Here is a 26,950-nt window from a genome sequence, read left to right as displayed (position 1 = left end):
GGGGGTGGGCGGGCGGGTCAGCGCAGGCGGCGGGGGCCCGCGTCGCGGCGGTCGGGAACCGGGCCGATCGTCACCCGGGCCCCGGCCACGAACGCGCCCTGCGGCGAGGCCAGCACCGGGTCGAGGGCGAGCGAGCGGACCTGCGGCAGGTCCTCGACGAGCCGCCCGATCCGCAGCACGACGTCCTCCAGCGCGGCGAGGTCGACCGGGTCCGTGCCGCGGTAGCCGGTGAGCAGCGGCGCCGCCCGCGGGGCCCGCACCAGCCGGGCCGCGTCCTCGGTCGACACCGGCAGGACCCGGTAGGCGCGGTCGTCGAGCAGCTCGGTCGCCATCCCGGACAGCCCGAACGCGACCAGCGACCCGAACGACGGGTCGTCGACGACCTCCACCGTGCACGACGTGCCCTTCGGGGCCATCCGCTGCACGTAGACCTCGTCGGACCCGGTCACCCGCGACAGCTCCGCGTGCGCGACGCGCAGGGCCTCCTCCGAGACCAGGTCCAGGCGCACCCCGACGAAGTCGCCGCGGTGCCGCCACTGGTCCGCGGTCGCCTTGATGACCACCGGGTAGCCGAGCTGCTCGGCGGCGGCGACGGCGTCGTCGGCGCCCTTGGCCCGGCGGAAGGTGATCACCTCCAGGCCGTAGCAGGCGAGCAGGTCGACGGCCTCGTCGTCGGTGAGGGCGTGCCGGGTGTCCGGCCCGAACGACGCCACGAGCTCCCGCGCGCGGGCGGCGTCGATGCCCTCGGGCACGACGAACTCCCCGACCGGGGTGTCACGCCACTGCGCGTAGCGGCTGACCCGGCCCAGCGCCGACGTGGCCCGCTCGGGGCTGGCGAAGCTCGGCACCGACCCGCGGCCGGGCGTGCCGTCGGCGCCGGCGACCGACAGCTCCGCCGGGATGCCCTCGGCGGCGAGGAACACCGCGATGACCGGGACGCCGGCGCCGCCCGCGGCGTCGCGCAGGGCGTGCGCGTGGTCCCGGCCGGCCACCGCGACCGGCGGGACGAACACCGCGATGAGCGCGTCCGGGCGGGCGTCGCCGTCGAGCGTCGCGTGGACCGCGCCGGCGAACGCCTCCGGGGAGGCCTGGGTGCCGACGTCGACCGGGTCCCCCGCCAGCTCCAGGCCCTCGTCGAGCAGCCCGTCGAGGACCAGCAGGTTCACCGCGGTGGAGTTGCCGACGACCGCGACCCGGCGGCCCTTCGGCAGCGGCTGGTGGGCGATGAGCAGGGCGGTGTCGAACATCTGCGGCAGTGTCTGCACCCGGATGACCCCGGACTGCTCGAACAGCGCCTGCACGCTGGACTCGTCGATCGGCGCCCCGACCGAGGCCAGCGACGGCAGCGTCCCGGTGTGCCGGCCGGACTTCACCGCGATCACCGGCTTGGTGCGGGCCAGCCTGCGGGCGACCCGGGCGAACTTGCGCGGGTTGCCGAAGGTCTCCAGGTAGAGCAGCACCTGCTCGGTGCTCGGGTCGGTCTGCCAGTACTGCATCAGGTCGTTGCCGGACACGTCGGCGCGGTTGCCCGCCGACACGAACGACGACAGGCCGAGCCCGCGGGTGCGGGCGTTGGCGAGGATGGCGCTGCCGAGCGCGCCGGACTGGCAGAAGAACCCGGTGCGCCCGTACCCGGGCATCCGCGGGGCGAGGGTCGCGTTGAGCCGCACCGACGGGTCGGGGTTGGCGACGCCGAGTGCGTTCGGCCCGACCACCCGCATCCCGTGCGCCCGCGCCTCGGCGACCAGCCTGCGCTCGGCGACGGTGCCGCCGTCGGCGAAGCCGGAGCTGATCACGACCAGCACCTTCACGCCCTTGGCCAGGCAGGAGTCCATGACCTCGTCGATGTTCGCGGCCGGGACGGCGACGACCGCGAGGTCCACCTCGTCCGGGATGTCGATCACCGACGGGTAGGCGCGCACGCCCCGCACCGAGCGGGCGTCGGGGTTGACCGGGTAGACGGGGCCGGTGAACCCGGCGCGCAGCAAATTCAGCAGGACGGCGTGGCCGATCTTGGTCTCGTCCGCCGACGCACCGATCACCGCCACCGAGGTCGGGTGCAGCAGGTTCGCGACGCTGCGGGCCTCGGCGGCCTGCTCGCGCGCGTAGCGGACCGCGATCGACTTCTCGGTGGGGTCGATGTCGAACTCGAGGTGCAGGACGCCCTCGGCGAAGGCCCGCGTGACGCCGTAGCCGGCCTCGCGGAACACCCGCACCATGGCGTGGTTCTCCACCAGCACCTCGGCCTCGAACCGGGACAGCCCGTTCTCCCGGGCCGCGGCGGCGAGGTGCTCGAGCAGGATCGAGCCGAGGCCGCGGGACTGGTGGTCGTCGCGGACGACGAACGCGACCTCCGCGGAGGTGACCGGCTTGTCGGTGCCCGCTCCCTCCTGGGCGGCCGCCCCGCCGCCGGGGGTCAGCCCCTCGTAGCGGCCGACCGCGATGATCTCGTCGCCGAGCAGCGCCAGGAACGCGACCCGGGTCCGGTGGTCGACGACGGTGAACCGCTCCAGGTCCCGCGCCGAGATCCGCGGGTACGGGCCGAAGTAGCGCAGGTAGCGGGTGCGGTCGGACAGCTTGGCGTGGAAGGCGAGCAGCGCGTCGGCGTCGCCGGGCAGGATCGGGCGCAGGTGCACGATCCCGCCGTCGGAGGCGACGACGTCGGCCTCCCAGTGCCGCGGGTAGGGGTGCCCGGGGGCGTCGGCCGGGGTCTCGCCGGTCTTCTCGGTCATGGTCGGTCTCAGTCCCGCGGGTCGTCGGGGTCGAGGCCGTGCAGCGGGAACACCGCACGACGGGTCTCCAGGATCGCGGAGTCGACGCGCTCGCCGAACGAGCCGCCCCACCGCTCGAAGGCCGGGTCGGCACCGTCGGACATCGAGACCGGCAGCGGCGAACGGGTCCGGGTCGCCGCGAGCGCGGTCCAGTCCGCGGGGATGGAGGTGTCCGGGTCCAGGTCGCGGTCCAGGGCGACGGCCATCAGGTGCGTCCACGAGCGCGGGACCACCCGGTAGAGCGCGTACCCGCCGCCGCCGAGCACGAGCCACTTGCCGCCCGCGGTGGTCTCGGCCATCTCGCGCAACGCGTGGTAGATGGCCCGGTGGCCGTCGACGGACAGCTCCAGGTTCGCCAGCGGGTCCTCGGAGTGGGTGTCCGCGCCGCACTCGGTGACCAGCACCTGCGGACGGAACGACTCCAGCAGCGACGGGACGACGCCGTGGAAGGCCCGCAGCCAGCCCGCGTCGCCGGTGCCGGGGGGCAGCGAGACGTTGACGGCGTAGCCCTCGCCGGCACCGCGGCCGATCTCCCCCGCCCAGCCGGTGCCCGGCCACAGCGTGAGCGGGTGCTGGTGCAGCGAGATCGTCAGCACCCGGGGGTCGTCGTAGAAGCAGTCCTGCACGCCGTCGCCGTGGTGGACGTCGACGTCGACGTAGGCGATGCGCTCGTAGCCCTGCTCCAGCAGCCAGGCGATCGCGACCGAGCAGTCGTTGTAGACGCAGAAGCCCGCGGCGCGGTCGCGCATCGCGTGGTGCAGCCCGCCCGCCATGTTCACCGCGCGGTCCGCGCGGCCCTCGGCGATCTCCCGGGCGGCGGCGACCGAGCCGCCCGCGATCAGCGCGGACGCCTCGTGCATGCCGAAGAAGATCGGGTTGTCGGCGGTGCCCAGCCCGTGGCCGACGCCGAACGGCGCCTCCGGCGCGGACTTCACCGCCGTCTGGAAACCGGGGGTGTGCACCCGGGTCAGATCCACCTCGCCCGCCGGGTCCGGGACGACCGGGTCGACGCCGTCGAGCACCCCCAGCCCGCGGGACAGCTCCATCATCAACTCCAGCCGCACCGGGTTGAGGGGGTGGTCGTCGGACAGCTGGTAGGTCAGGAACTCCGGAGTCCACACCACCGACGTGCGAGCGCTCATGGGCCGGAACCGTATGCCAGGCCGGCGGGCGCGGTCACTCCCGCGCGGCCCACGGCCGGTCCCCTGTCTCGGCCGCGCGGGCCGGGTCGGCGCTCCACTCCGACCACGACCCCGGGTACAGCGCGGCCGGGGCGTCCGGGGTGGTGAGGCCGGACTCCTCCAGCGCGAGCACCAGGGCGCAGGCGTTGACGCCGGACCCGCAGTAGGCGCCGGTCGCGACACCGGGTGCGACGCCGGCGGCGCGGAAGCGCTCGGCCAGCGTGCCGGCGGGCTGCCAGCGCCCGTCCGGGCCGGTGTTCGCCGCGGCCGGGGTGCTGCGGGCACCGGGGACGTGCCCGGCGCGCGGGTCGACCGGCTCGGTCTCACCGCGGAAGCGGGCGGCGGCGCGGGCGTCGAGGAGCACGCCGTCGCGGGCCAGCGCGGCGGCCCCGTCGGCGTCGACGACGGGCATCCCGCCCGGCCGGACCACCAGATCGCCGGGCGGCAGGGGCTCCGGTTCCGGCGCCCCGGCACCCGGGCCGGTGCCGGCGATCGGCAGCCGCGCGGCCTGCCAGCCGGCGAACCCGCCGTCGAGCACCCGGACCCGGCCGGGCGCGACGCCGGCCCAGCGCAGCAGCCACCAGGCGCGCGCGGCGACCGAGCCGTCGAGGTCGTCGTAGGCGACGACGAGCTGGTCGCCGGCGTCGTCCCGGATCCCGGCCCGGCGCAGGACCTCCTGCAGCGCAGCGGGTTCCGGCAGCGGGTGGCGCCCGCCGGGGCCGGGGCGCGCGGGGCCCGCGGACAGCTCGGTGTCGAGGTCGACGAACACCGCACCGGGGATCCGGTGGGCATCGTGGTCCTCGCGTCCGGGCGGGCCGACCAGACGCCACCGGACGTCGAGCACCACGGGCCGCACGGTGCCGGCGGCCGGGGCGGGTCCCAGCAGGCCGGCGAGTTCGGCAGGGGGGATCATGGATCCGGACACGCGGCCCATCCTGCCCCGGACGGGCTCGCCGTGCGCGGGAGCCGCGCTGGGTAGACTGGACGTCGAACGAAGGGGCCCCACGTGAACGACCTCATCGACACCACGGAGATGTACCTCCGCACCATCTACGAACTCGAGGAGGAAGGCGTCGTCCCGCTGCGCGCGCGGATCGCCGAACGCCTCGGACAGAGCGGGCCGACCGTCAGCCAGACGGTGGCCCGAATGGAACGCGACGCACTCGTCGTCGTGGCCGGGGACCGCCACCTCGAGCTGACCGACGAGGGCCGCGGCCGTGCCGTCGCCGTCATGCGCAAGCACCGCCTCGCCGAGCGGCTGCTGATCGACGTGATCGGGCTCGAGTGGGAGCTCGTCCACGCCGAGGCGTGCCGCTGGGAGCACGTGATGAGCGAGGACGTCGAGCGGAAGCTGCTCCGCCTGCTCGACAAGCCGACCGTGTCGCCCTACGGCAACCCGATCCCGGGTCTGGAGGAGCTGGAGCGCGGGGACGACGCATCGACGTCGTCGTCGGTGCCGCCCACGCTCGAGGTCGGCCTGCAGCGGCTCGACGAACTGGCCCGCCGCGGTGGCGGTCGCGTCGAGATCCGGCGGATCGCCGAGCACGTGCAGCTGGACTCCGACCTCATGGGCGAGCTGAAGCTCGCGGGGATCGTGCCCGGCAACGCGATCGACGTCGGCCCGATCTCCCGCTTCGGCGACCCGGTGCCGGTGAGCTCGGACGACGAGAAGTCGACCGTCGCTCCGCCGGTCGCGCACGCCGTGCTCGTCCGCGCCGTCTGAGGAGGATCCGCACACGTGAAGCTGCTCGTCACCGGCGGCGCGGGCTACGTGGGCAGCGTGTGCGCCGCGCACCTGCTCGACGCCGGCCACGAGGTCGTCGTGCTCGACGACCTGTCCACCGGCCACCGCGACGCCGTGCCCGCGGGCGCGGAGTTCGTCGAGGGTGAGCTCGGGACCCGCGCCGGGGAGGTCCTGGGCCGCGGCGGGTTCGACGGCGTGCTGCACTACGCCGCCCGCTCGCTGGTCGGGGAGTCCGTCGAGAAGCCCGAGAAGTACTGGGACGGCAATGTCGTGGCGTCGTTCCGGCTGCTCGAGGCCGTCCGGGAGCACGCGGTACCGCGGCTGGTGTTCTCCTCCACCGCCGCCACGTACGGCGAGCCGGAGCAGGTCCCGATCCCGGAGACCGCGCCGACCCGGCCGACCAACCCCTACGGGGCGAGCAAGCTCGCGATCGACCACATGATCACCTCCTACGCGACGGCGCACGGCCTGGCCGCGACGAGCCTGCGGTACTTCAACGTCGCCGGGGCGCACCTGTCCGGCGACACCCCGCTCGGGGAGCGGCACGCGGTCGAGACCCACCTGATCCCGCTGGTCCTGCAGGTCGCCGCCGGCACCCGCGAGTCGATCTCGGTCTACGGCGACGACTGGCCCACCCCCGACGGCTCCTGCGTGCGCGACTACATCCACGTCGACGACCTCGCCGAGGCCCACCTGCTCGCGCTGACCCACGCCGTCGCGGGGCGGCACGACATCTACAACCTCGGCAGCGGTCACGGGTTCTCCGTGCTCGAGGTGGTCGAGGCCTGCCGCGCGGTGACCGGGCACCCGATCCCGGCCGTCGTCGCGCCGCGCCGCGCCGGTGACCCCGCGGTGCTGGTGGCCTCGAGCGAGCAGGCCGCGCAGCATCTGGGCTGGAAGCCGTCGCGGACCGCGATCGCCGAGATCGTCGGCGACGCCTGGGAGTTCGCCCGGTCCCGCTGAACCTGCGCGGCCCGGGGCCGGCTCACCGGGCGGCCGTGTCGTCGGGCGCGTCCGGGTCGAGCATCGCGGTGAGCAGCCGCCGCAGCCCGCCCGGGCCCGCCCACCGTGCGGCGGGTGAGCGCGGGTCGCGGGTGCCGTGCAGGCTCGCCGCCACCACCCCGGCGAGGACGTGGTCGGGCCGTTCGGCCAGCGCCCGCTCCGTCGCCCCGGTCGCGAGCGCGCCGTCGCCGCGCAGCAGGGCGCACACCGCGAGCAGGGCCAGCGGGTGCGCCCGCTGCGGTGACGGCAGGGCCGCGACCAGCACCGCCCACAGCTGCTCGGCGTCCGCCGCGCGGGGGCCCAGGCAGCGGCGCAGCGCCTCGTCGCGCACGTCGCCGACGTCGAGGGCGCCGCACAGGGCCAGCGCCAGCCCGTCGTCCACGACGAGCCGGCTCGCCGCGGCCTCGTCCAGGCAGGCGTCGAGCAGGGCGGTGCCGGTCGCGGCACCTACCCGGGCCGGTGCGGCGCCGGTGTCGCGCAACCGGGCCCGGCGACGACGGGTGCCGGCGTCGGAGTCGAGCGGGGCGAGCACCGCGGCGCGGTCGGGCAGGACGACCCGGCCGTCGCGGACCGCGGCCGTGACCCCGAACGTGGTCGACGCGGCGTCGGGCAGCAGCCCGCCGCAGGTGCAGGGCAGGTCGAAGCAGCCCCACCGGTCCCCCGCCCGGGTACCGGTCGCCCAGAGTGCCGCGATCGGCTCGATCCCGGCGTCGAGCAGCTCCCGCCGCGCGGCGGCCCCCACGTCCCGGCGGCTCCGCCGGGGACCCGGCCCGGCGGGGCCCGGGTCGCGCACGACGAGCGCCAGTGCCCGGGCGGGCCGTTCCCCGGCGAGCACCCCGACCGCCTCCCGGCACACCCGGCGGGCCGACGCCGACGAGCGCGGCAGGTCGACCCGCACGGTGAGCCCCAGCCGGTCGTGGAGGTGCGGCCCGGTGACCGAGACGAGCACCAGCGAGTCCCGGGGGTGGAAGCCGAGCAGCACCGGGACCGCGGCGATCAGCTCGGCGGGCCGGTCGAGCCGCAGACCGGGACCGGACGCGGTGCCGGGGGGCCATCCGGTGGCGGGCAGGTCCTCCGACCCCGGCGACGGGCCGGGGAGGGGGTCGGGCTGGGGGCAGGCGGTCATACCGCCACCGTCGTCGCGGGCCGGGACGTGCGGAACGCCGTCACCCGACCGGCTGTGGACGGTCCCGCCTCACACCCCTTGCCGAGGGGGTGTCGTGGATGGTTTCCCCCCACGCCGGGGCAGTCGCCTGCGCCACGCGGTGAACGAGGTGACCGGACCGGCGTGCGGGCGGTACAGCCACGGCCAGGGGTGCACCACGACCGGGCGGACGGCGGCGGAGCGCGTGGTGAACCCGGGGACCGGGGCGTGGGTGACCGCGACGGGCGTGCCGTCGAGCTCGTCGGCGACGACGCCGCGGTGCACCAGCACGGCACGGCGTTCACCCAGGTCGGCGAGGGTCTGCGCGAGGAACACCAGCCGTTTGCCGGACAGCCGCAGCCGGCGCAGCAGCGGCTCGTCGAACACGAACACCGCGGGCAGGTCCGGGTGGGCGTCGAGGGCGGGGTCGGCGTCGCCGAGCGACTCCGCCGTCAGCCACACCGCCTCCGGCGCGGCGCCGGTGGAGACCGGGGCGGCCGGCCCCCCGGTCGTCTCCGGGTCGGGGTCCGAGCGCAGCCGCGGGTCGTGCTCGGGGGCCGGGCGCGACGGCGGATCGGCGGGCCAGTGCTCGATCGGGCAGGCGTCGGACAGCGCGCAGCTCCCGCACAGCTGCGGGGCGCGCTTGCGGACCTGCCAGCGGGAGAAGCCGTAGGGCTTGCCGGTGCCGGCGCCGACGGTCCACTGCCAGCCGAGCCGGTTCGCCGCGCGGGAGCCGTCGAGCAGGTGCGCGAAGAACTCGCTCTCCCCGCCCGCCCACTCGTGCCCGGCGCGCACGGTCCACTGCGAGGACAGCCACATGCGGGTCTGGTTCACCAGCCAGCCGTCGGTGTGCAGCTCGGTGAGGCAGGCGTCGACGCAGGCCATCTCGGCGGGCCACGGCTCGTCCCATCCCTGTTCGGCGCGGGCGGGGGCCGCGCGCAGGGCGGAGCGGGTGCGGGTACCGAGCCGGGCGTAGAGGTGGCGGGCGTACTCCTGCCAGCACAGCTCGTCGCGGAACTTGGCGCGGTCGCGCGGCGGGGCGTCGGCGGCGGCGTCCCAGGCGGTCGGCAGGTCGACCAGCCCGTGCCGGATCCACGGCGACAGCGCCGTCGCACCGCGCCGCGACACCGGCAGCACCTCGTTGCGCCGCTTCGCATAGCCGGTCAGGTCCAGTGCCGCGACGGCGGCGTCGGCCGCGGTCTGCCCGCCCCGGAACGCTCCGGAGGCGACGGGCTCGTCGCGGCAGAGGTCACCGAGGTGCTCGCGCACCCAGTCGGTCGCGGTGTCCGGGTGGGGTGTGGGCAGCTGCACCGGAGAAGTCTGCGGCGCCCCGGCCCACCGCGCGCGTCGCCCTGCACGAATGTTCTGCGCCCGTTCTGTGTGCACCGCGGGCGGGGGACGGTAGGAACGTCCCATGCACGTGTATCTGGGCGTCGACATCGGTACGTCGGGTTCGAAGGGCGTCCTCGTCGACGCCCGCGGCCGGGTACTGGCCCGGGCCGACCGGGCGCACGAGACCGCACAGCCGCTGCCCGGCCACGTGGAGCACGACGCCGAGGCCGTCTGGTGGGGCGACTTCGTCGCGGTCGTGCGGGAGCTGCTGCCCGCCCTCGACGACGGCACCGAGCTCGCCGGGCTGGGGGTATCGGGGATCGGGCCGACCCTGCTCCCCGCCGACGGCGACGGCCGCCCGCTGCGCCCGGCGATCCTCTACGGCGTCGACACCCGCGCCAGCACCGAGATCGACGAGCTGAACGCGGAGCTGGGCGAGGACGCGATCCTGGCCCGGGCCGGGACACCGCTGTCCTCGCAGGCGGTGGGGCCGAAGTGGCGGTGGCTGGCCCGGCACGAGCCGGAGGTGTTCGACCGCACCGAGATGTTCCTGATGTGCTCGTCCTACCTGGTGCACCGGCTCACCGGCGAGTACGTGCTCGACCACCACTCGGCCAGCCAGTGCGACCCGATGTACGACCTGGCCGCCGCGGACTGGGCGCCCGACTGGGCCGAGCGCACCGCCCCGGGCATCACGCTGCCCCGGCTGCTGTGGCCGACCGAGGTCGCCGGGCGGGTGAGCGCGGCGGCGGCCGCCGCGACCGGGCTGCCGGAGGGGCTGCCGGTCACCGCCGGCACCGTCGACGCCTGGGCCGAGGCCACCAGCGCCGGCGTCACCGGCGCCGGGGAGGTCATGGTCATGTACGGGACGACGATGTTCCTCATCGAGGTCATCGACCGCCCGCACCCGCACCCGGCGATGTGGACGACCCGCGGCGTCGTACCGGGGTCGTTCACCCTGGCCGCGGGGATGGCGACGTCCGGGGCGATCACGAACTGGCTGCGCGACCTCACCGGGGAGGGCTTCACCGGGCTCGTCGCCGAGGCCGCGGAGGTGCCGCCGGGCAGCGGCGGGCTGCTGCTGCTCCCCTACTTCGCCGGGGAGCGGACCCCGCTGTTCGACCCGGACGCCCGCGGCGTGCTCGCCGGGCTGACCACCGGGCACACCCGCGGCGAGGTCTACCGGGCCGCGCTGGAGGGCATCGCGCACGGCGTCCGGCACAACCTGGAGGTCATGCGGTCCGCGGGCGGCGGCACGAAGCGCCTGGTCGCCGTCGGCGGCGGGGTGCAGGGCGGGCTGTGGACCCGGATCGTCACCGACGTGACCGGGGTCCCGCAGGACGTGCCGGAGCAGACCGTCGGCGCCGCGCTCGGCGACGCGTGGCTGGCCGCCGTCGCGACCGGGGCCGAGCCGCGGCTGCGCGACTGGAACCCGGTCGCCCGCACGGTCGAGCCGGACCCGGCGGCCCGCGAGGTCTACGACCGCTTCCACCCGCACTACCGCTCGCTCTACACCGCCACCCGGGAGACCGCGCACTTCCTCGCCGACGAACGGAGACGCTCCTACCGCGCGTGACACGCTGTTCACACCGGCGTGGTTGCCGCGCGGCGCGGCGGCCACCACGCTGGGCGGGTGAGTGCCGACGAGTCACCCGCCCACGACTACGACCTGCTGGTGATCGGCTCCGGTCCCGGGGGGCAGAAGGCCGCGATCGCCGCGGCGAAGCTCGGGAAGCGGGTGGCGATCGCCGACCGCGGCCACATGATGGGCGGGGTCTGCGTCAACACCGGCACCATCCCGTCGAAGACGCTGCGCGAGGCGGTGCTGTACCTGTCCGGGTTCAGCCAGCGCGAGATGTACGGCGCCAGCTACCGGGTCAAGTCCGAGATCACCATCGACGACCTGCTGGCCCGCACCCGGCACGTGATCGGCCGCGAGACCGAGATCGTGCGCAGCCAGCTGTTGCGCAACCACGTCGACATCCTGACCGGGACGGCGCGCTTCACCGACCCGCACACCGTCGTCGTCGAGGGGACGGGGCGGGGTGACCACAACCAGGTCACCGCCTCGAACTTCGTCGTCGCGACCGGGACCCGCCCGGCCCGCCCGGACACCGTCGCGTTCGACGGCGAGCGGGTCGTCGACTCCGACCAGGTGCTGCAGCTGGGCCGGGTGCCGGGCTCGATGGTCGTCGTCGGCGCGGGGGTGATCGGCATCGAGTACGCCTCGATGTTCGCCGCGCTCGGCACGCGGGTGACCGTGGTGGAGAAGCGGGACTCGATGCTCGGGTTCTGCGACCCGGAGGTCGTGGAGTCGCTGAAGTTCCACCTGCGCGACTCGGCGGTCACGTTCCGGTTCGGCGAGGAGGTGTCCTCGGTCGAGGTGAACGGCCGCGGCACGGTGACCAGCCTGGCCAGCGGGAAGAAGATCCCGGCCGACATGGTCATGTACTCGGCGGGCCGCCAGGGCATGACCGAGGAGCTGGGCCTGGACGCGGCCGGTGTGCGGGCCGACGACCGGGGGCGCATCGAGGTCGACAAGCAGTACCGGACCTCGGTCGAGCACATCGCGGCGGTCGGCGACGTGATCGGGTTCCCGGCCCTGGCGTCGACGAGCATGGACCAGGGCCGGCTCGCCGCCTACCACCTGTTCGGCGAGCCCGTCCGCGAGCTGCACGAGCTGCAGCCGATCGGCATCTACACGATCCCGGAGATCTCGTTCTGCGGGCGGACCGAGGCCGAGCTGACGGCGGCGTCGATCCCGTACGAGACCGGGCTGTCGCGCTACCGCGAGCTCGCGCGCGGAGCGATCGTCGGCGACTCCTACGGCATGCTCAAGCTGCTGGTGTCGCCCGAGGACCACCGGCTGCTCGGGGTGCACGTGTTCGGCACGAACGCCACCGACCTCGTGCACATCGGGCAGGCCATCATGGGCTGTGGCGGGACGGTGGACTACCTCGTCGACACCGTCCTGAACTACCCGACGCTGTCGGAGGCGTACAAGGTCGCCGCGCTGGACGCCACGAACAAGATCCGTGCGCTGGAGTCGGTCCAGAACTCCTGACTCAGGTGTAGCGGAACCCGTTCGCGTCGAGCCACGGCTTCGGGTTGATCTTGGTTCCGCTCGGATCGACGACCTCGATGTGCAGGTGCGGGCCGGTGGACTGGCCGCGGTTGCCGACCTCGGCGATCTGCTGGCCTGCCGCCACCTTCTGGCCGACCGAGACCAGCGAGCGGTTGATGTGGCCGTAGACGGTGACCGTGCCGTCGGCGTGCCGGACCCGGACCCACATACCAAACCCGCTGGCGGGGCCGGAGCTGATGACGGTGCCGGCGATCGGTACGTGGATCGGGGTACCGATCGGGGCGGCGATGTCGAGGCCCATGTGCTTCGTGCCCCAGCGGGAACCGAAGCCCGAGGTGACCCGGCCGGTCACGATCGACACCGCACCGCCTGCGGAGGCGGACTGCAGCGCGCCGGTGGCACCCGCGGCGCGGGCGGCCTCGACCGCCCGGGCGCGCTCCTCGGCGGCCTTGCGGACCTGGTCGACCGAGGCGGTGGCGGCCTGGACCGCGGAGGCGGCCCTGGCGCGGCCGGTGTCGGCGACGGCGACGGTGCGCGCGGCCGCCGAGGGGGCGGCGGCCGGAGCGGCCAGCGAGGCGATCGTGGCCGGGTCCGCGATCGGCGAGGCGGCGTCGTCCGCGGCGGCCCGCGGGGCGGGCACGGCGGCGGGGAGCGCGGCGTCCTGGCTCGACACCGACGACGATCCCGCCGTGTCGAACCAGGACGTCACGGTCGCGGACAGGTCGCCGGAGCCGACACCCGCGTGGGCGGTGGCGGCGATGCCGCCCACCGCGACGACGGCGGCGGTGATCCGGGTCGAGGCCGCCCAGCGTGAGCCGTCCTCGGCCCCGGCGTCACGGGCGCGCCGGACGTGCGGACCTGCGGGGAACGAGCCGACCGGGACCCCGATCCCGGCCACCGCGAACTGCGGGGCCAGGAGCGCGAGGCTCGCCTGACGGCTCCGGGGGGAGCGATGCCGTGCCACGACCCTTCCTTCCGGATCCCGGAACGGCGGACAACCCGTGGGGAGCGGGCGGCCCCCTGGGGAGGAGCCGCGTCCGGTTCGTGACCGTTCCGTGATCTGGCACCGACGCTAGCCGGACGCAACGGACGGAAGAACCCGATCGGGTGATCACGAGACCGACGGGACGTTGCGGGCGGTGAGCGGACGCCGCCGGCCACTCGCCCCGGCCACCTGCCGTTCACCGTGGCGCCGGCCCGGCCGGTCCACCTCGGACAGGGCCCTGAGCTGGGCTTTCCGTCGGCCGCGCGCGGCGGCCGAGTGGTCATGGCCGGGGGCGTCGCGGTCCACGCCCTCACCCACGGTGAGGACGCGTGCGCGGTGGCTCCGCGACGCGCGCTCCGCGCAGGCGGCCGGCCCGGGACCCGTTCGGCGCACCCCGTCGTCGACGGCGCGTGCACCCGCTCACCCGGTGCCCGGATTGCCGTCACGGTGTCGCGCGGGTTGTCTGGACGGGTGCGCCGCCTCCTGGTCCCCCTGCTGACGTGCGCGTTGCTGGTCGTCCTGGCGCCGGCGGCCCTCGCCGACCCGGCACCGGCCACCGCGGCCGCCGCCCCCGTCCGGTACGTCGCGCTCGGTGACTCCTACGCCGCGGGCGTCGGGGCCCGGCCGGACCCGGCCACCGGCGACTGCCGGCGCAGCACCGCGTCCTACCCGGCACTGTGGGCGGCCCGGCACGACCCGGCGTCGTTCGTCAGCGTCGCCTGCAGCGGCGCCACCAGCGGCGAGGTGATCGCCCGGCAGGTGCGCACCGTCTCCGCGGACACCACCCTGGTGACGATCACCGTCGGCGGCAACGACACCGGGTTCGGTCCGGTCCTGGCCGCCTGCAGCACCGCCCGCGACGACGAGACCTGCCTGCGCGCCGTCCGGGGCGGGGAGCGTGCCGCCCGCTGGGTCGCGCCCGGCGGGCTGATCTCGACCATCGTCGGGGTCCGGCTGCAGGCCCCCGGCGCGACGATCCTGGTCCTGGGCTACCCGCGGCTGTTCGAGCCGGGCGCCGACTGCGACGTCCCCGGCGTCCCGAACGCCGTCCGCCGCGAGGCGCTGAACCGGGCGGCGGACACCCTCGACGCCGCCCTCGCCGACGCGGCAGGGCGGTTCCGGGGCCGGTTCGTCGACGTCCGCGCCGCCTTCGCCGGGCACGGGGTCTGCTCCGCCGACCCGTGGATCACTCCCCCGCCCGCGTCGGCCCCGGCGGTCTACCACCCGACCGCCCAGGGCTACCGCGACGGCTACCTGCCCGCGTTCGAGGCGGCGGTCACCCTCCCCTGACCACCAGGTCCTCGCCCGCTCGTCCCCCGGCGGACACCCGCTCGACACCGGCCGGACCGGCCACGCCACGATGGTTCCCAGGCACCGCCCCCGATCCTGAGGACCCACCTCGTGCGACGCCTGCTCGGCACCCTCCTCGTCCCGGCCGCCCTCCTCGCGACGGCCACGTCCGCCCTCGCCGACACCGACCGTCCCCGGTCCGGTCCGGAGGTCGTCGCGCACCGCGGCGCCTCCGCCGACGCCCCGGAGAACACCCTCGCCGCCGCCGACGAGGCACTGGTCCAGCGGGCCGACGCCGTCGAGGTCGACGTCCAGCGCACCGCGGACGGCCACCTCGTGCTCGTCCACGACGCCACGCTGGCCCGCACCACCGACGTCGCACGGGTCTTCCCCACCCGCGCCCTGGCACCGGTCGGTGCGTTCACCCTCGCCGAGCTGCGCCGTCTCGACGCCGGGTCCTGGTTCTCCCCCGCCTCCGCCGGGGAACGCATCCCGACCCTCGGGGAGTTCGCCGACCGGCTCCGCGGCCGCGCGGACCTGCTGGTCGAGCTGAAGGACCCGGCGCGGTACCCGGGAGTGGAGAAGGAGGTCGCCTACGAGGTCGACGGCCGGCGCGGGGTCGTCGTGCAGTCCTTCGACCACGACGTGATGCGCAGCTTCGCCGAGGCCGCCCCGGACGTCCCGGCCGGATGGCTGTTCGACGGGCGCCCGACCGCGGCGCAGCTCGACGACGCCGCCGCCCACGGGGTCACCCAGATCAACCCGTCGTTCGAGGTCGTCGACGCGGCACTGGTCGCCGAGGTCGCGGCGCGCGGGATGCAGACCGGGACGTACACGGTCGACGCCCCCGACGACATGCGGCGGATCGCGGACACCGGGGTAGACCGGATCATCACCGACCGGCCCGCGGTGCTGCGGACGGTCCTCGCGGGCTGACCCGATCCGCGTCCGCGCCGCCGACCCACCGCCGACATCCACCTCACACCACGCGCCCTAGACTTCTCCTCGCGGCGCGGACACCTTCCCCGCCGGTGAGCGGAGGATCGGGGATGACGGCTGTACGGCGGCCAGGACTGCTCGTCCCGGCGGCACTGGCCCTGCTCCTGGTGGGGGGCTGCGGCAGCTCGCTGGCGACCCAGCCGGGTTCGTCGTCCCGCACGGTCGTCACGACCCAGAACCGCCCCTCCAGCCCCTTCTGCGACGCCGTCGAGGCGAGCCGGACCGCCACCCAACCGTTCAACGGGGTGGGCATCGGCCGCTCGATCTCCGACGTCGGCGAGGTCACCGCGAACGTCCGGCAGGCGAACCAGCAGGTCACCTCGCTCGCACCGCAGGAGATCCGCGCGGACTTCGAGCGGGTGGACCAGCTCGTCGAGCGTCAGCTCGCCCTGCTGGAGGCCAACGGCGGGGACACCCTCGCCGTCGCCCGTGACCCGGGGATCGCGCAGGACCGGGCGGACCCGGAGTACCAGGCCGCGTCGCAGCGGATCCGGGACTACGTGCGGTCGACCTGCACCTGACCGTCGACGACGACCGGTGCGGTACGCCGCCACCCCAGGTAGCGGTCGGCCTCGACCAGCAGGGCCCCGCCCAGCCACATCGCGACGACCGCGTCGTCGCCGAGGCCGAACACGGTCAGGAACGCCTCGGGCACCAGGTCGACCGGCGACACCAGGTAGGCCAGGGCCATCAGGAACAGCGCGACCCGGCCCTTGCCGAGGTGCGGGTAGGTGCCGCGCCAGGCGTCGCCGGCCATGGCGGGCAGTGCCCGGAACCGTTCGACGGGGCCGGGCTCGCCGGGGCGGCCGCGACGGGTGAGGGCACGGAACAGTGTCGCGAACGCGGCCGTGCGGCCGGCGCGGCGACCTGCGGTGGCACTCGCTGCAGTCATGTCCGGTCCAACGCACGGCGCACCCCGGTCGTTCCCGGCGAAACGGTCACGTCACACCGGGGACGACCGGGGGCGGGGTCAGTGCGAGGCGAGGTAGATGTCGCGCAGCACCCCGGCCTCGGTGCTCATCTCGGCCAGCCGCTGCTTGACGACGTCACCGATGCTGATCATCCCGACGAGCCGTCCGCCGTCGACGACGGGCAGGTGGCGGTGGCGCCAGCGGTTCATCAGACCCATGGCCTCGGTCAGCGAGTCCTCCGGCGAACAGGTCACGACGTGGCGGGTCATGACGTCGGCGACGGTGAGATCCAGCAGGCCCGCGCCGTCGGTGGCGAGCCGGCGCACGATGTCGCGTTCGGAGACGATGCCGTCGACGCGTTCGCGACGGCCGTCGTCGGAGACGACGAGCGCGCCGATCGCCGGCGGACCGGCGAGCCGGGTCGCGGCCTCGGCGATGGTGTTCCACGACAACACGGTGTGCACCGTGTCGCCCTTGATCCGCAGGATGTCCGACACCTTCATGGAACTCTCCCTTCGACGTCCCTATTGTTGCGCTTGCGCAGTAGTTGTGCAATGGCAGAGATTGATCGCCGCAACGGTCAGCGCGGAGTAAAGATCGCTGGTGAGGGAGGGTGGACGGGGATGACCGACGCACACGGCCGAGAGCGGGATCACCCGGACGGCGCGACGGTGGAGGCGGGCCTGGCGCTCGCGCGCGCGTTCACCGGCATCAGCGTGCGCGCGGTGGCGGCGGCCGGGGACGCCGTGACCGTGCCCCAGCTGCGGGTCCTCATGCTGATCGCGGACGCGGGGCGCACCAACGTCACCGCGGTCGGGCGTGAACTCGACGTCCACCCGTCGAACGCCACCCGGGTGCTCGTGCGCCTCGGGCGGGCCGGCCTGGTCGAACGCCGCCCCGACCCGGACGACCGGCGACACCTGCTCGTCGAGCTGACCCCGGCCGGCCGGGAGCTGATCGGCGAGGTCGACGCCCACCGTCGCGCCGCGGTCGCCGACCTGCTGGGCCGGGTACCGCCCGAGCGACGGGTGGGTGCGGCCGAGCTGCTGTCCGCGCTGGCCGACGCGGCGGCCCCGCCGACGCCCTAGGATCGGAGGGCGTGAGCGAGGACGCCCCGACCGACGTCGCCTCCCTGCGGGCCGCCGTCGCGGCGGGGGCGCGCCCGCGGTTCGTCCCGTTCTGGGGCTCCGAGCCCGCACCGGGCGACGTGCACGTGCTGAGCCAGTGGCATCCGTCGCCGTTCGTCGTCGACGGGGTCCGCTACGCCACCGCCGAGCACTGGATGATGGCGGCCAAGGCCCGCACCTTCGGCGACGACGACGCGCTCGCCCGCTCCTGTCCGACGACGACCCGGACACCGCCAAGCGGGCCGGGCGCGAGGTCCGGGGCTTCGACTCGCAGGTGTGGGCCGCGCACCGGGTCGAGGTCGTCGTCGAGGGCAACCGGGCCAAGTTCCGCTCCGCCGAGCGGCTCACCGCGGCCCTGCTGGGTACCGGCGACGCGGTGCTCGTCGAGGCCTCCCCCGTCGACCGGATCTGGGGCATCGGCCTGGCCGCCGACGACCCCGACCTCGGCGCGCCGGACCGCTGGCCCGGCCGGAACCTGCTGGGCTTCGCCCTGATGCGGGTGCGCGCCGGGCTCGGGAGCCACTGACCCCGACCCGCCCCGGTCAGACCGCCCCGGGGTACCGGGAGCGGCGCGGACGGCGGGCCCGGCGCGCCACCAGCACCGCCCCCACCCCGGTCGCGACGACGCCGCCGACGTAGGGCACGGCGGCCCGGGCGATCTCCCCCGCCCGTCCGACGAGCGCCGCACGCCGCGCCGCGAGACCCGCGCCGAGCCGGTCCAGGCTCGCCCGCAGCTCGCGAGCGGCGTCGACGACCTGGTCGTCGCGGCCGTCGGACCGCGCGGAGAGCCGGTCCCGCAGCTGCGCCGCGGAGACATCGCTGAGGTCGAGCTCCTCGGCCGTGTCCTCCGGTGCCTCGCCGGCCGGGCCGGCTCCTGCGTCGTGACGCCCCACGACTCCCCCTCACATCCGGCGGACCGCCCGCCGGCCCGCCGGGACAGTCAACCCGCCACGGGCCGCTCCGCGCACCCTCAGGACATTCTCAGAACATCGCCGTTGCAACGTAGAGCAGTCGCGATATATCGTGATGGCACACGAGCCGATCGACGAGGAGGCTCACGACGAGAGGACCACGCGTCATGACCACGCGCGACATGTTCCGGAGCCCCTTCGGGCCCCGCACCCACCGACACCCCCGGGGCCACCGCGGCGCCGGGTTCCCCTGCGGCCCGGAGGAGGCAGCCATGCACGACACCCCCGACGTCCACGGCGACGACCGTGACGATCCCCGCGACGAGGGCGGACCCGGCCACCGCCGCGGTCGCGCCCACCGCCACGGACGCGGGCCCGGCGGGCGGGGCTTCGGTCCCGGCCGCGGGTTCGGCCCCGGCGGCCCGTTCGGTCCCGGAGGCCCGTTCGGCCCCGGAGGCTTCGGCCCGGGCGGGTTCGGTCCCGGCGGGTTCGGTCCCGGCGGGCCCCGTGGCCGGCGCGGCAAGCGTGCCCGCGGCGACGTGCGCACCGCGGTGCTCGCGGTCGTCGCCGACGGCCCGCGGCACGGCTACGAGATCATCCAGGAGATCACCGGCCGCTCCGGCGGGCAGTGGAAGCCGAGCCCCGGCTCGGTGTACCCGATGCTGTCCCAGCTGGAGGACGAGGGCCTGGTCCGGTCCGAGCAGACCGAGGGCCGTCGGGTCGTCCACCTGACCGAGGAGGGCACCCGGCACGTCGAGGAGCACCGCGCCGAGCTCGACGCGGTGTGGGCGCCGTTCGCCGAGGACGCCGAGGCCGCCGAGTCGGACCCGGCGACCGGCCTGGTCACCGAGCTCGGCCGGCTCGCCGCCGCCGCGCGGCAGGTCGCCGAGGCCGGCTCCGAGGCGCAGGTGGCGTCGGCGACCGAGGCGCTGACCGAGGCCCGCAAGGCGCTGTACCGGCTGCTGGCCGAGTGAGGCTCGCCGAACGAGCAGACCACACCGGGTGAGGCTCGCCGAACGAGCAGACGCTCGGTGAGAGCACCCGGTTCTCGGTGAGGGCCGGATGTGGGCGACGGGGGCGGGACCGCGATGGTCCCGCCCCCGTCGTCGTCTACCGGGTCTGTCGCCGGCGCCGGTTGCGGCGCAGCGCCTCCCGCAGCGGCGGGACGACGGTGCCCTCGGCGGCCATCACCCGGCGGGCCTTGCGCCGCGCGAGGACGACCGCGACGGCGGTGAGCGCCCAGATCGGGAACTGCACGAGCCAGGCCAGCCGGAACGCCTCGGGGGTGTAGCCGCCGGACACGCTGAGCACGAGCCCGACCAGCAGTGTGGTGGTGAGCGAGGCGGTGAACCCGCCGACGTTGACGATCCCGACGGCGGTGCCGCGCCGGTGGGCGGGGTTGAAGGTGCGGGCGTAGTCGAAGCCGACGGCCGAGCAGGGGCCGTTCGCGGCGAGCACCACCACGAGCAGCACGAGCAGCCACAGCGGCGCGGGCGGCGGGACGAGCAGCACGACCGTCCACACGAGCGCGGTCGCGCCGATGACCGACAGCACGAGCCAGGAGCGGCGCAGCGGGTGGCGGGCGGTGAACTCGCCGAACACCGGGCCGACGACGGCGCCGGCGAGGACGAGCACGGTCAGCATCACCGAGGCGCCGGTGGGGGTCATCCCCTGCCCGGCGACGAGGTAGGGCACGCCCCACAGCAGCGCGAACACCAGGCCGGAGAACTGGGTGCCGGCGTGCGACCAGAGCCCGAGGCGGGTGCCCGGGTGCGCCCAGGCGCCCTTGAGGCCGTCGACGACCTCGCGGGGGCTGCTCGCCGGGGCCGGGGCGGGGCTGCCGGGCGGGCGGTCGCGGAACACGGCGAGCACCGCGACCGTGGCGACGACGCCGATCCCGGCGGCGGACAGGAACGCGGTCGTCCAGCCGTAGGCGTGCAGGACGGTGGCGAGCGGGATCGCGGAGAGCACCTGGCCGAACTGGCCGAGCAGCGCCGTGATCTGTGTCATCAGCGGCACCCGGCGCGGCGCGAACCAGGTGGACAGCACCGACAGCACCGAGATGAAGGTCAGGGCGTCGCCGACGCCGACGAGCACGCGGGCGGCGATGGCCAGCGGCAGCGAGGTGGCGAGTGCGACGAGCACCTGCGCCGCGGTCATGGTGACGGCGCCGGCGAGGACCATGGTGCGGGCGCCGAACCGGTCGAGCAGCAGCCCGACCGGCACCTGGAGGGCGGCGTAGACCAGCAGCTGCAGGACGAGGAACCCGGCGAGCACGGTCGGGGACGCACCGAACCGCTCCGCCGCCTCCAGCCCGGAGACGCCGAACGAGCTGCGTTGCAGCACCGCCACGACGTAGGCGAACAGACCGGCGGACCAGACGAGGTAAGCGCGACGTGACGTGTGCATGACGAACGACCATTCTGGTCCATCCCGGGCGGGCGGGGTGTACCGGCGGGGCCGTGTCACACGGGGTCGGTGGTCACACCGCGCCCGGGCAGGCCGACGCGGGCTCCGGATAGGGTCGCGGTGCACGCCACGACTCGGAGGACGCCGGTGCTCGATCCCGCTCAGCTGTACCAGGTCGATCCGGCCGCGCCGGCGCTCGACGAGCCGGTCCTGATCGTCGTGCTGGACGGTTTCGTCGACGCCGGCAACGCGGGTGCGCTCGCGGTCGGCGCGCTGACCGACGAACGCGAGGCGGTCCGGGTGGCCCGGTTCGACGTCGACCAGCTCGTGGACTACCGGTCGCGACGCCCGCCACTGCGGTTCGAGACCGACCGCTGGGCCGACTACGACCCGCCGGAGCTCGACGTCGTCGCGCTGACCGACACCGGGGACACGCAGTACCTGCTGCTCGCCGGTCCGGAGCCGGACATGCAGTGGGAGCGGTTCGTCGCCGCGGTCGGGCTGCTGGTCGAGCAGCTCGGGATCCGGCTGGTGATCACGTTGCAGGGCATCCCGATGGCCGTGCCGCACACGCGTCCGATCGGGGTGACCGCGCACGGCACCCGCCCGGAGCTGGTGGAGGGTCACACCCCGTGGTTCGCGACCGCGGACGTCCCGGGCAGTGCCGCGGCGTTGCTGGAGTACCGCCTCGGGCAGGCCGGGCAGGACGTCGTGGGCTACGCCGTGCACGTGCCGCACTACCTGTCGCGCTCGGCGTACCCGCAGGCCGCGCGGGTGCTGCTGGACCACGCGGGGTTGTCGGCGGGGCTCTACCTGCCGACCGAGACGCTGACCCGTGCCGCCGAACAGGCCGAGTCCGAGATCGCCGAGCAGATGGCGGCGTCGGAGGAGGTCGGCCAGGTCGTCTCGGCGCTGGAGGAGCAGTACGACCAGGTCGTCGCGGCCCGGGAGTCCGGTGACCTGCGGGACGGCCTGGAGGGCGGCGAGCTGCCCAGCGGCGACGAGCTGGCCGCGGAGTTCGAGCGTTTCCTCGCCGGCGGTGGCGACGACAAGCCGGGCGGGAAGTCCGGCGACGAGCCGCCGCACGAGCCGCCCGCTCCCCCGCTGCCGCCCGCGACCTGACCGGTCCTCCCCCGGCGGGCCGGCGGGTCAGGCGCCGAGCGCGAGGGCGTGGTGCACCCGGCCCCGGCCGCCGGGTCCGTGCAGCACCGCCTCGACCCAGCAGCCGACCGGCCGGGCCGTGAGCCCGGCCGCCGTGGCGGTCAGCCAGGCGTCGTGGACGGCGAGGCCGGCCCGGACGTGCTGGGCGACGGTGTCCGGGCCGGGGTCGACGTCCCCGGTGACGACGAGCAGCCCGCCGACGCCGGTGAGGTCGGGCAGGCCGCAGGCCCGCCGGGTCAGCGCGGCCGCGAGCGGGTGGCCCGCGTCGAGCAGGGCCGCGTGCTGTCCCGCGCCGAGCCGGGTCCGGGCGACCCGGTCGAGCCCGGGGTCCGCGACCGGCGGACGGAGGCTCGCGAACGGCGCCGAGCGGCGTGCGCGGAGCACGTCCGCCGGGTGCGGGTCCGCGCTCGCACCGAGCGGGACGGCGCCGTCGGGGCCGGGTCCGCTCGTGAGCACGACACGGGAGCGGTCGCCGTCGGGGACGAGGTGGGCCGTGCGGGGTCGGCGCAGCGTCGCCGCGGCGGCGAGGACGGCGGCGGCCGCGTGGCCGAGGTCGAGCAGCAGCACCGGCAGCGAGCGGGGGCCGTAGCGCCACGTGGTCCGCTCCGGTGCGAGGTGGAGGACGAGGTCCGCGTGGTCGTCGGGACCCGGGTCGGCGGGACCGCCGTCGAGGGCGTGGGCGAGCGGGTCGTAGACGCGACCGCCGTCGCGGCCGCCCGTGGTCGGGTCGTGGACGCGGGCGTCGACCGGGTAGCGGCCGCCCGCCGACGGCACCCGGCGCAGCCGCACCCCGCCGACCACCCGGTCCGGGGTGGCGGCCAGCGACAGCGCCAGCAGTGCACCGGTCCCCGTGCCGTCGCGGGGCAGGGGCACCGGCCGGGCCGCCGTGGTCGCCTCGGCGGGGCGGGCGGTGTGGTCGGTGGGGCCCGGGTCGGCGCCGGACCAGGCGAGCCGGAACGCCGCGGCGGTCCGGGCCTCCTCGGCGCCGCCGGTCCGGTGCCGCTGCCCCTCCGGTCCGGGCCCCGGTGCGGCCCCGCCCGGGGGCGGTGCGGCCGGGCCCGGGGGCGGTGCGGCCCGGCCCGGGGGCGGCACCGTCACAGGAACGGCGGCGGGCAGTGCACGAGCCCGTCGGGACCGGCGGCCGGGTCGAGGTCGAGCCCGTGGGCGCGGGCGGTGTCGCGCCAGCGGGGCAGCCCCCAGTACCGGAACGCGGCGGGCGCGTTGGGGACGAGCCCGGTGGCGCAGGTGCGGACCACCCGCCAGGGGGTCTCGGCGACGTCGGGAGTGGTGAGGTCCACGCGGGCGATGCGGTGCCCGTCGGCGAGCAGCGCGGCGGTCAGCGACGCGAGGTCCCCGGCCGGCCCGGTGCGCAGCGGGCCGCGGGTCGCGGGCGCGGTGAACCGGGGCAGGTGCTCCTCCTGCACGCGCGGGTCGAGCCACACCTGCACCTGGGCGCCGAGGTCGCGCACGGCGGCGTAGCGCCCGCCGGCGTCGTCGCGGTAGCGGCGGTCGGCGCGGTGGTCGAGGTAGAGGCCGCGGGCGAGGACACCGGCGTCGATCGAGGCGTACACCCAGCCGTCGGGGTCGAGCAGTCCGCGGGTGAACACCCAGGTGTGGACGGCCTCCAGCACCGCCTTGGTGGCGGCCTCGGCGGCGTCGAAACGGGCGGCGCCGCCCCCGGCGACGATCCCGGTCTCCGGGTCGACGACGACGGCACCGACCACGGCCGCCGGGTACTCGGTGGGCAGCTCGACGAGATGGACGTCGAACGCGGCTCCGGCCAGCGCGGCGTCGAGGCCGGGGACCGAGGCCCGGTCGATGCCGTGGGAGGGCAGCCCGAGGTGCCACCAGCGTTCCAGCGCGTCGCGTTCGACGAGCTCGAGCAGGCCGCGCCGGTGGGCGTCGACGGCGCCGTCGCCGGTGGCGATGCCGGCGTAGTTGAGGTGGTGGAAGCGGGGCTCGTCGCGACGGGCCCCGCTGTGGTGGTTGAGCAGCGCCCAGGAGGCGGGCAGCCAGGTCGGCTCCTCGTCGGCCTCGACGCCGGCGATCCAGCGGATCGGCAGGTCCTCGGTGAAGCGCTGGTAGGGACGGCCGTCCTGCCAGTGCGCGAGCAGCGGCAGCTCCTCGGGTCCCCAGCACCGGTGTCCCGCGGCGCGCAGCTCCGCGGCCGTGGTCAGCGGCAGGTCGCGCGGGACGCGGTTGCCGCAGTAGCGCTCGACCGCCTCGCCGAGTGCGGCGGTGCGGGCGCCGTCGCGGTCGCCGAAGGTGGTGCCGAGGCTGACCCGGTCCGCGGGCCAGGCGCCGAGCCGGCGCGCGTCGGACACCTCCGCGGTGACGGCGGTGTAGGCGGCGGGCAGCCCCGGCACGGGGGCGACGTCGACCAGCCGGCGGACGATCCCGCCCAGCGGGTCGACCAGCGCCTCCACCGGCAGTACGGGAACGGTCGGTGCCGTCACAGGGTGACCTCCTCGGGGATGGCGGCCGCGGCGACCTCGTCGCGGCCGGGTCGGACGTGCGGCAGGTCCAGGCGCAGCGCGTGGACGGTGCGGCGGTCGGCGCGCAGCTCGGTCGCGTGCGCCGGGTCCCGCCCGGTGTGCGGGTTGCGGGCGTGTGCGGGCCAGTGGTGCCCGGCGATCTCGATGCGCAGCCGGTCGCCCTCGTCCACGGCGGCGCCGACCGGCGGGGTGGTGACGACGACCTCCCGCGACGCCGGACCGCGGCGCCGGTGCACGGCGGTGACCAGGTCGTGGCCGCGGAGCCCGACCCGGACGACCCAGTCGGCGTCCGGGGCGTCGGTGTCACCGGTGACGGTGACGACCAGGGGCCCGGCGAGCACCCCAGCCGGCAGGGGCGGGGTGTGGGCGACGACCCGGTCGGCAGGACGGCCCGCGGCGGCCGACTCGGTGGTCGCGGCGGTGGTCGCGCTTGTGTTTGCGGCGATCGTCGCGCTGGTGGTTGCGGCGGTCGTCCCGGTGCTGGTGGCGGTGGTCGCCGCAGGGGGCGTAGCGGCGGGAGCGGCGCCGTCGGTCGGCGCGAGAGCCGGCGTGGGTGCGCCGGGCGGGCGGGACCGGACGGGCCGCTCGGGGTCGGCGACGAAGCCGGCGGGGAACCCGTCCGGCGGCGACGCGGCGACCGTGAGTGCCGGCCCGTCCCCGGCCCGCACCCAGCGCCCCGACTCCCCCACCGCGACGAGTGCCCCGCGCCCCCGCGGCCGGCCCTGCACCGCGGCACGGGCCCAGGCGGCGTAGACCGCGCCGATCCGCCGCCCGGCCAGGACCGCGCCGGGTGCGGGGGCGTCGAGCTCGTGCCCCCACGGCCCCAGGACGAGTCTCGACGGCCCGCCCCAGCGCCGGGCGAGCTCCCGGGTCCGGGCGGCGAACGGGTCCGCGGTGCCCCCGACGGCGAGCAGCGGCATCGCGGCCCGCGCGATCCCCGACCACAGCCACGGGGTCTCCTCGGGTGCGTCCCACAGGTCGGCCCACCCGTCCGGGGCGGGTGTCAGGGCTCCGGAGACCGGCAGGGTCGCGGCCGCCGACGGGGCGGCGGGACGCGCGCCCGCACCGTGCTCGGACCACCAGCCGATCCGGCAGGCCAGCCGGGCGGCGCCGCCGGGTTCGCGGGCGGTCTCGCCGGGCCCGAGTGCCGGTACCGCGGCGAGCACCCCGCACACGCCGGGGTCGGCGAGGGCACCGGCGACCGCGCAGTGCGCCCCGTAGCTGGCGCCGGCCAGCACGACCCGGCCGTCGCAGCCGGGGGTCGCGCGCAGCGCGGCGAGCGCGGCGACGCCGTCGCCGGTCTCGTGGGCGTAGGGCCGGAACTCCCCCGTCGAGCCGCCGCGCCCCCGGACGTCGACGACGAGGCAGCCGAACCCGTGCGCGGCCCAGCCGCGGGCCTCGGGCAGCAGCCGCCCGCGGCCGTAGGGGGTGCGGATGAGCACCGCGGGCCAGGTCGCTGCGGCGGGGCGGACGAGGGTGGCGGCGAGCCGCGCCCCGTCGGGCGCGGTCAGGTCGAGGTCGTCGGTGCCCTGGGCGGCCGGGCCGGGCCGGGCGGGGTCGGTCACGGCGCGCTGTCGGGGACCGGCAGGAGTGGGTGGTCGGCGATGGCGGCGGTGTCGAGGTCGACCACCCGCAGACGGCGCCGGGCCGGCAGGGCGGACGGGACGAGGTCACCGACCGCCGGGACGTCGTGGCCGGCGGCCCAGGCGCGCACGTCGGCGGCGAGCAGCGCGGCCAGCAGGGCGTGGTCGCCGGGCCCGGTCGGGGCGGCCGGGGCGGCCTCCCAGTACGCGAGCAGGTGCGGGTGCCCGGATCCGGCCGCGGCGAGACGGCGGGCGCGGACGTCGGCGTGCCCGGCGTCGCCGGGGTGTACGGCGGGAGGTTCCAGGATCCCGTGCCGGCCCTCGACGGCGAGCCGGAACACGGCCGTCCCGCGGTCCGGCAGCCGGTCCAGCGCGGTCCAGGACGCGGGTGCCGGCCCGTCGGCGACGACGCAGACCGCGGTCGGCGTCGTGGACGCATCCGCGCCCCCCGTGGCGTCGACGCCGGTCGCCGGGCGCGTGGGGTCCGGGCGGGCCGGGACGGCCGCGAGCTCTCCGACCGTCCCGCGCAGCACCCGCACGGTGGGCCCGGCGAGCGCGGCGGCGACGGCGTCGGCCAGCGCGCCGTCACCGGCGACGGTCACGGTGGCCGTCCGGGCCGGGCGGGTGTCGTCGAGGTACCCGGCCGCGGCGAACGCGCCGCGCTCCGGGTCGAGTCCCGGCGGAGGTGTGGGGTCGGCGCCGTCGAACCAGCGGGTCAGCGCCTCGACCGTGCCGCGGGGCAGCTCGACCCCACGCAACCGGCCGGAGGCCTCCCGCAGCGCCGAGCCCCGCCCGGGGACCTCGAACACGCTCACGCCCG

25 protein-coding genes are annotated in these 26,950 nt (G+C 76.3%); 11 read left to right on the top strand and 14 right to left on the bottom strand.

What is annotated here, in order from left to right; all coding sequences use genetic code 11:
• Positions 1-17: 17 nt before the first annotated feature.
• Genes AC0GKK_RS24970 through AC0GKK_RS24960 form a run of 3 tightly spaced genes read right to left on the bottom strand, consistent with a single transcriptional unit; the run spans position 18 to position 4,886 of the window.
• Entirely contained in the window at positions 18-2,732 is a 2,715-nt protein-coding gene (locus AC0GKK_RS24970; RefSeq protein ID WP_489882675.1) for a bifunctional acetate--CoA ligase family protein/GNAT family N-acetyltransferase, read from the bottom strand.
• A gap of 8 nt (positions 2,733-2,740) precedes the next feature.
• A complete protein-coding gene (locus AC0GKK_RS24965; protein ID WP_208826907.1) occupies positions 2,741-3,913 on the bottom strand; it encodes an acetoin utilization protein AcuC in 1,173 nt (390 codons plus the stop codon).
• Positions 3,914-3,947: 34 nt separating this feature from the next.
• On the bottom strand, positions 3,948-4,886 hold the full coding sequence (locus tag AC0GKK_RS24960) for a sulfurtransferase (RefSeq protein WP_489882674.1): 939 nt from the start codon (positions 4,884-4,886) through the stop codon (positions 3,948-3,950).
• Between the two features lie 72 nt (positions 4,887-4,958).
• Here AC0GKK_RS24960 and AC0GKK_RS24955 point away from each other — a divergent pair, with 72 nt between their 5' ends.
• Positions 4,959-5,675, top strand: a complete 717-nt coding sequence (locus AC0GKK_RS24955) for an iron-dependent transcriptional repressor DtxR (RefSeq protein ID WP_405416501.1) — start codon at positions 4,959-4,961, stop codon at positions 5,673-5,675.
• A 15-nt stretch (positions 5,676-5,690) separates the two neighbouring features.
• Positions 5,691-6,659, top strand: coding sequence for a UDP-glucose 4-epimerase GalE (galE, locus tag AC0GKK_RS24950; RefSeq protein ID WP_062396005.1), 969 nt, complete (start codon positions 5,691-5,693; stop codon positions 6,657-6,659).
• Positions 6,660-6,681: 22 nt separating this feature from the next.
• Here the strand turns inward: galE and AC0GKK_RS24945 are convergent, their stop codons facing one another.
• Together AC0GKK_RS24945 and AC0GKK_RS24940 are read right to left on the bottom strand one after the other, a co-directional pair.
• The gene (locus AC0GKK_RS24945) at positions 6,682-7,824 is read right to left on the bottom strand and encodes a DUF4192 domain-containing protein (RefSeq protein WP_489882673.1); all 1,143 of its coding nucleotides are present in this window, start codon (positions 7,822-7,824) and stop codon (positions 6,682-6,684) included.
• Between the two features lie 69 nt (positions 7,825-7,893).
• The gene (locus AC0GKK_RS24940) at positions 7,894-9,153 is read right to left on the bottom strand and encodes an FAD-binding domain-containing protein (protein ID WP_251785039.1); all 1,260 of its coding nucleotides are present in this window, start codon (positions 9,151-9,153) and stop codon (positions 7,894-7,896) included.
• A gap of 103 nt (positions 9,154-9,256) precedes the next feature.
• Between AC0GKK_RS24940 and AC0GKK_RS24935 the strand changes: the two genes are divergently transcribed.
• Positions 9,257-10,750, top strand: coding sequence for an FGGY-family carbohydrate kinase (locus AC0GKK_RS24935; protein ID WP_489882672.1), 1,494 nt, complete (start codon positions 9,257-9,259; stop codon positions 10,748-10,750).
• 57 nt (positions 10,751-10,807) lie between these two features.
• Positions 10,808-12,238, top strand: coding sequence for a Si-specific NAD(P)(+) transhydrogenase (sthA, locus tag AC0GKK_RS24930; protein WP_062396008.1), 1,431 nt, complete (start codon positions 10,808-10,810; stop codon positions 12,236-12,238).
• Between the two features lies 1 nt (position 12,239).
• Here sthA and AC0GKK_RS24925 read toward each other — a convergent pair whose 3' ends face one another.
• The gene (locus AC0GKK_RS24925) at positions 12,240-13,223 is read right to left on the bottom strand and encodes a M23 family metallopeptidase (RefSeq protein WP_476651898.1); all 984 of its coding nucleotides are present in this window, start codon (positions 13,221-13,223) and stop codon (positions 12,240-12,242) included.
• Between the two features lie 492 nt (positions 13,224-13,715).
• On the opposite strand from AC0GKK_RS24925, the gene AC0GKK_RS24920 reads away from it, so the two are divergent.
• From AC0GKK_RS24920 to AC0GKK_RS24910, 3 genes are all read left to right on the top strand, one after another.
• The gene (locus AC0GKK_RS24920; RefSeq protein WP_405416492.1) at positions 13,716-14,534 is read left to right on the top strand and encodes an SGNH/GDSL hydrolase family protein; all 819 of its coding nucleotides are present in this window, start codon (positions 13,716-13,718) and stop codon (positions 14,532-14,534) included.
• 111 nt (positions 14,535-14,645) lie between these two features.
• Entirely contained in the window at positions 14,646-15,470 is an 825-nt protein-coding gene (locus tag AC0GKK_RS24915; protein WP_346108372.1) for a glycerophosphodiester phosphodiesterase, read from the top strand.
• 113 nt (positions 15,471-15,583) lie between these two features.
• Positions 15,584-16,054, top strand: coding sequence for a hypothetical protein (locus tag AC0GKK_RS24910; protein WP_145983027.1), 471 nt, complete (start codon positions 15,584-15,586; stop codon positions 16,052-16,054).
• Here the strand turns inward: AC0GKK_RS24910 and AC0GKK_RS24905 are convergent.
• Entirely contained in the window at positions 16,030-16,425 is a 396-nt protein-coding gene (locus AC0GKK_RS24905; RefSeq protein WP_062396014.1) for a YkvA family protein, read from the bottom strand. The two genes, AC0GKK_RS24910 and AC0GKK_RS24905, sit on opposite strands and share 25 nt — an antisense overlap.
• Before the next feature lie 78 nt (positions 16,426-16,503).
• Positions 16,504-16,947, bottom strand: a complete 444-nt coding sequence (locus AC0GKK_RS24900) for a CBS domain-containing protein (protein WP_208824165.1) — start codon at positions 16,945-16,947, stop codon at positions 16,504-16,506.
• Between the two features lie 120 nt (positions 16,948-17,067).
• On the opposite strand from AC0GKK_RS24900, the gene AC0GKK_RS24895 reads away from it, so the two are divergent.
• Together AC0GKK_RS24895 and ybiA are read left to right on the top strand one after the other, a co-directional pair.
• The gene (locus AC0GKK_RS24895; protein WP_405416488.1) at positions 17,068-17,532 is read left to right on the top strand and encodes a MarR family transcriptional regulator; all 465 of its coding nucleotides are present in this window, start codon (positions 17,068-17,070) and stop codon (positions 17,530-17,532) included.
• Between the two features lie 136 nt (positions 17,533-17,668).
• Positions 17,669-18,097, top strand: a complete 429-nt coding sequence (ybiA, locus tag AC0GKK_RS24890; protein WP_489882671.1) for a riboflavin biosynthesis intermediates N-glycosidase — start codon at positions 17,669-17,671, stop codon at positions 18,095-18,097.
• 16 nt (positions 18,098-18,113) lie between these two features.
• Here the strand turns inward: ybiA and AC0GKK_RS24885 are convergent, their stop codons facing one another.
• Positions 18,114-18,464 carry a hypothetical protein gene (locus tag AC0GKK_RS24885; RefSeq protein ID WP_489882670.1) on the bottom strand — a complete coding sequence of 117 codons (351 nt, stop codon included), beginning with the start codon at positions 18,462-18,464 and terminating at the stop codon, positions 18,114-18,116.
• A 290-nt stretch (positions 18,465-18,754) separates the two neighbouring features.
• On the opposite strand from AC0GKK_RS24885, the gene AC0GKK_RS24880 reads away from it, so the two are divergent.
• Positions 18,755-19,456 (top strand): PadR family transcriptional regulator, encoded by a 702-nt coding sequence (locus AC0GKK_RS24880; RefSeq protein ID WP_405416486.1) that lies wholly within the window; start codon positions 18,755-18,757, stop codon positions 19,454-19,456.
• A gap of 136 nt (positions 19,457-19,592) precedes the next feature.
• Here the strand turns inward: AC0GKK_RS24880 and AC0GKK_RS24875 are convergent, their stop codons facing one another.
• Positions 19,593-20,891: an MFS transporter gene (locus AC0GKK_RS24875; RefSeq protein ID WP_489882669.1), complete on the bottom strand. Its 1,299-nt coding sequence runs from the start codon at positions 20,889-20,891 to the stop codon at positions 19,593-19,595.
• Between the two features lie 147 nt (positions 20,892-21,038).
• On the opposite strand from AC0GKK_RS24875, the gene AC0GKK_RS24870 reads away from it, so the two are divergent.
• Positions 21,039-22,013, top strand: coding sequence for a proteasome assembly chaperone family protein (locus tag AC0GKK_RS24870; protein WP_062396020.1), 975 nt, complete (start codon positions 21,039-21,041; stop codon positions 22,011-22,013).
• Positions 22,014-22,040: 27 nt separating this feature from the next.
• On the opposite strand, the gene AC0GKK_RS24865 is transcribed toward AC0GKK_RS24870, so the two are convergent.
• From AC0GKK_RS24865 to AC0GKK_RS24850, 4 genes are read right to left on the bottom strand one after another with little or no spacing between them, the layout of a single operon-like run.
• Positions 22,041-23,150: a nitroreductase family protein gene (locus AC0GKK_RS24865; protein ID WP_489882668.1), complete on the bottom strand. Its 1,110-nt coding sequence runs from the start codon at positions 23,148-23,150 to the stop codon at positions 22,041-22,043.
• Entirely contained in the window at positions 23,147-24,508 is a 1,362-nt protein-coding gene (locus tag AC0GKK_RS24860) for a YcaO-like family protein (protein WP_405416481.1), read from the bottom strand. Before AC0GKK_RS24860 ends, AC0GKK_RS24865 begins: the two co-directional genes overlap by 4 nt.
• Positions 24,505-26,112 carry a CocE/NonD family hydrolase gene (locus AC0GKK_RS24855; protein ID WP_489882667.1) on the bottom strand — a complete coding sequence of 536 codons (1,608 nt, stop codon included), beginning with the start codon at positions 26,110-26,112 and terminating at the stop codon, positions 24,505-24,507. The genes AC0GKK_RS24860 and AC0GKK_RS24855 overlap by 4 nt, the downstream gene beginning before the upstream one ends.
• Entirely contained in the window at positions 26,109-26,945 is an 837-nt protein-coding gene (locus tag AC0GKK_RS24850) for a hypothetical protein (RefSeq protein WP_489882666.1), read from the bottom strand. The genes AC0GKK_RS24855 and AC0GKK_RS24850 overlap by 4 nt, the downstream gene beginning before the upstream one ends.
• Positions 26,946-26,950 lie beyond the last annotated feature (5 nt).

Source organism: Pseudonocardia sp. P-1 (genome assembly GCF_058111925.1).
The sequence above is the reverse complement of the archived record's forward strand: the minus strand, read 5'-3'. Positions and strand labels throughout refer to the sequence as shown.

Bases quoted from the DNA above. Each gene is read 5' to 3' on its own strand.
- AC0GKK_RS24970 (WP_489882675.1), bottom strand. From the start codon at position 2,732: ATGACCGAGAAGACCGGCGAGACCCCGGCCGACGCCCCCGGGCACCCC.
- AC0GKK_RS24945 (WP_489882673.1), bottom strand. From the start codon at position 7,824: ATGACCGCCTGCCCCCAGCCCGACCCCCTCCCCGGCCCGTCGCCGGGG.
- AC0GKK_RS24935 (WP_489882672.1), top strand. From the start codon at position 9,257: ATGCACGTGTATCTGGGCGTCGACATCGGTACGTCGGGTTCGAAGGGC.
- AC0GKK_RS24895 (WP_405416488.1), top strand. From the start codon at position 17,068: ATGACCGACGCACACGGCCGAGAGCGGGATCACCCGGACGGCGCGACG.
- AC0GKK_RS24900 (WP_208824165.1), bottom strand. From the start codon at position 16,947: ATGAAGGTGTCGGACATCCTGCGGATCAAGGGCGACACGGTGCACACC.
- AC0GKK_RS24880 (WP_405416486.1), top strand. From the start codon at position 18,755: ATGCACGACACCCCCGACGTCCACGGCGACGACCGTGACGATCCCCGC.
- AC0GKK_RS24875 (WP_489882669.1), bottom strand. From the start codon at position 20,891: ATGCACACGTCACGTCGCGCTTACCTCGTCTGGTCCGCCGGTCTGTTC.
- AC0GKK_RS24910 (WP_145983027.1), top strand. From the start codon at position 15,584: ATGACGGCTGTACGGCGGCCAGGACTGCTCGTCCCGGCGGCACTGGCC.
- AC0GKK_RS24905 (WP_062396014.1), bottom strand. From the start codon at position 16,425: ATGACTGCAGCGAGTGCCACCGCAGGTCGCCGCGCCGGCCGCACGGCC.
- AC0GKK_RS24960 (WP_489882674.1), bottom strand. From the start codon at position 4,886: ATGGGCCGCGTGTCCGGATCCATGATCCCCCCTGCCGAACTCGCCGGC.
- AC0GKK_RS24965 (WP_208826907.1), bottom strand. From the start codon at position 3,913: ATGAGCGCTCGCACGTCGGTGGTGTGGACTCCGGAGTTCCTGACCTAC.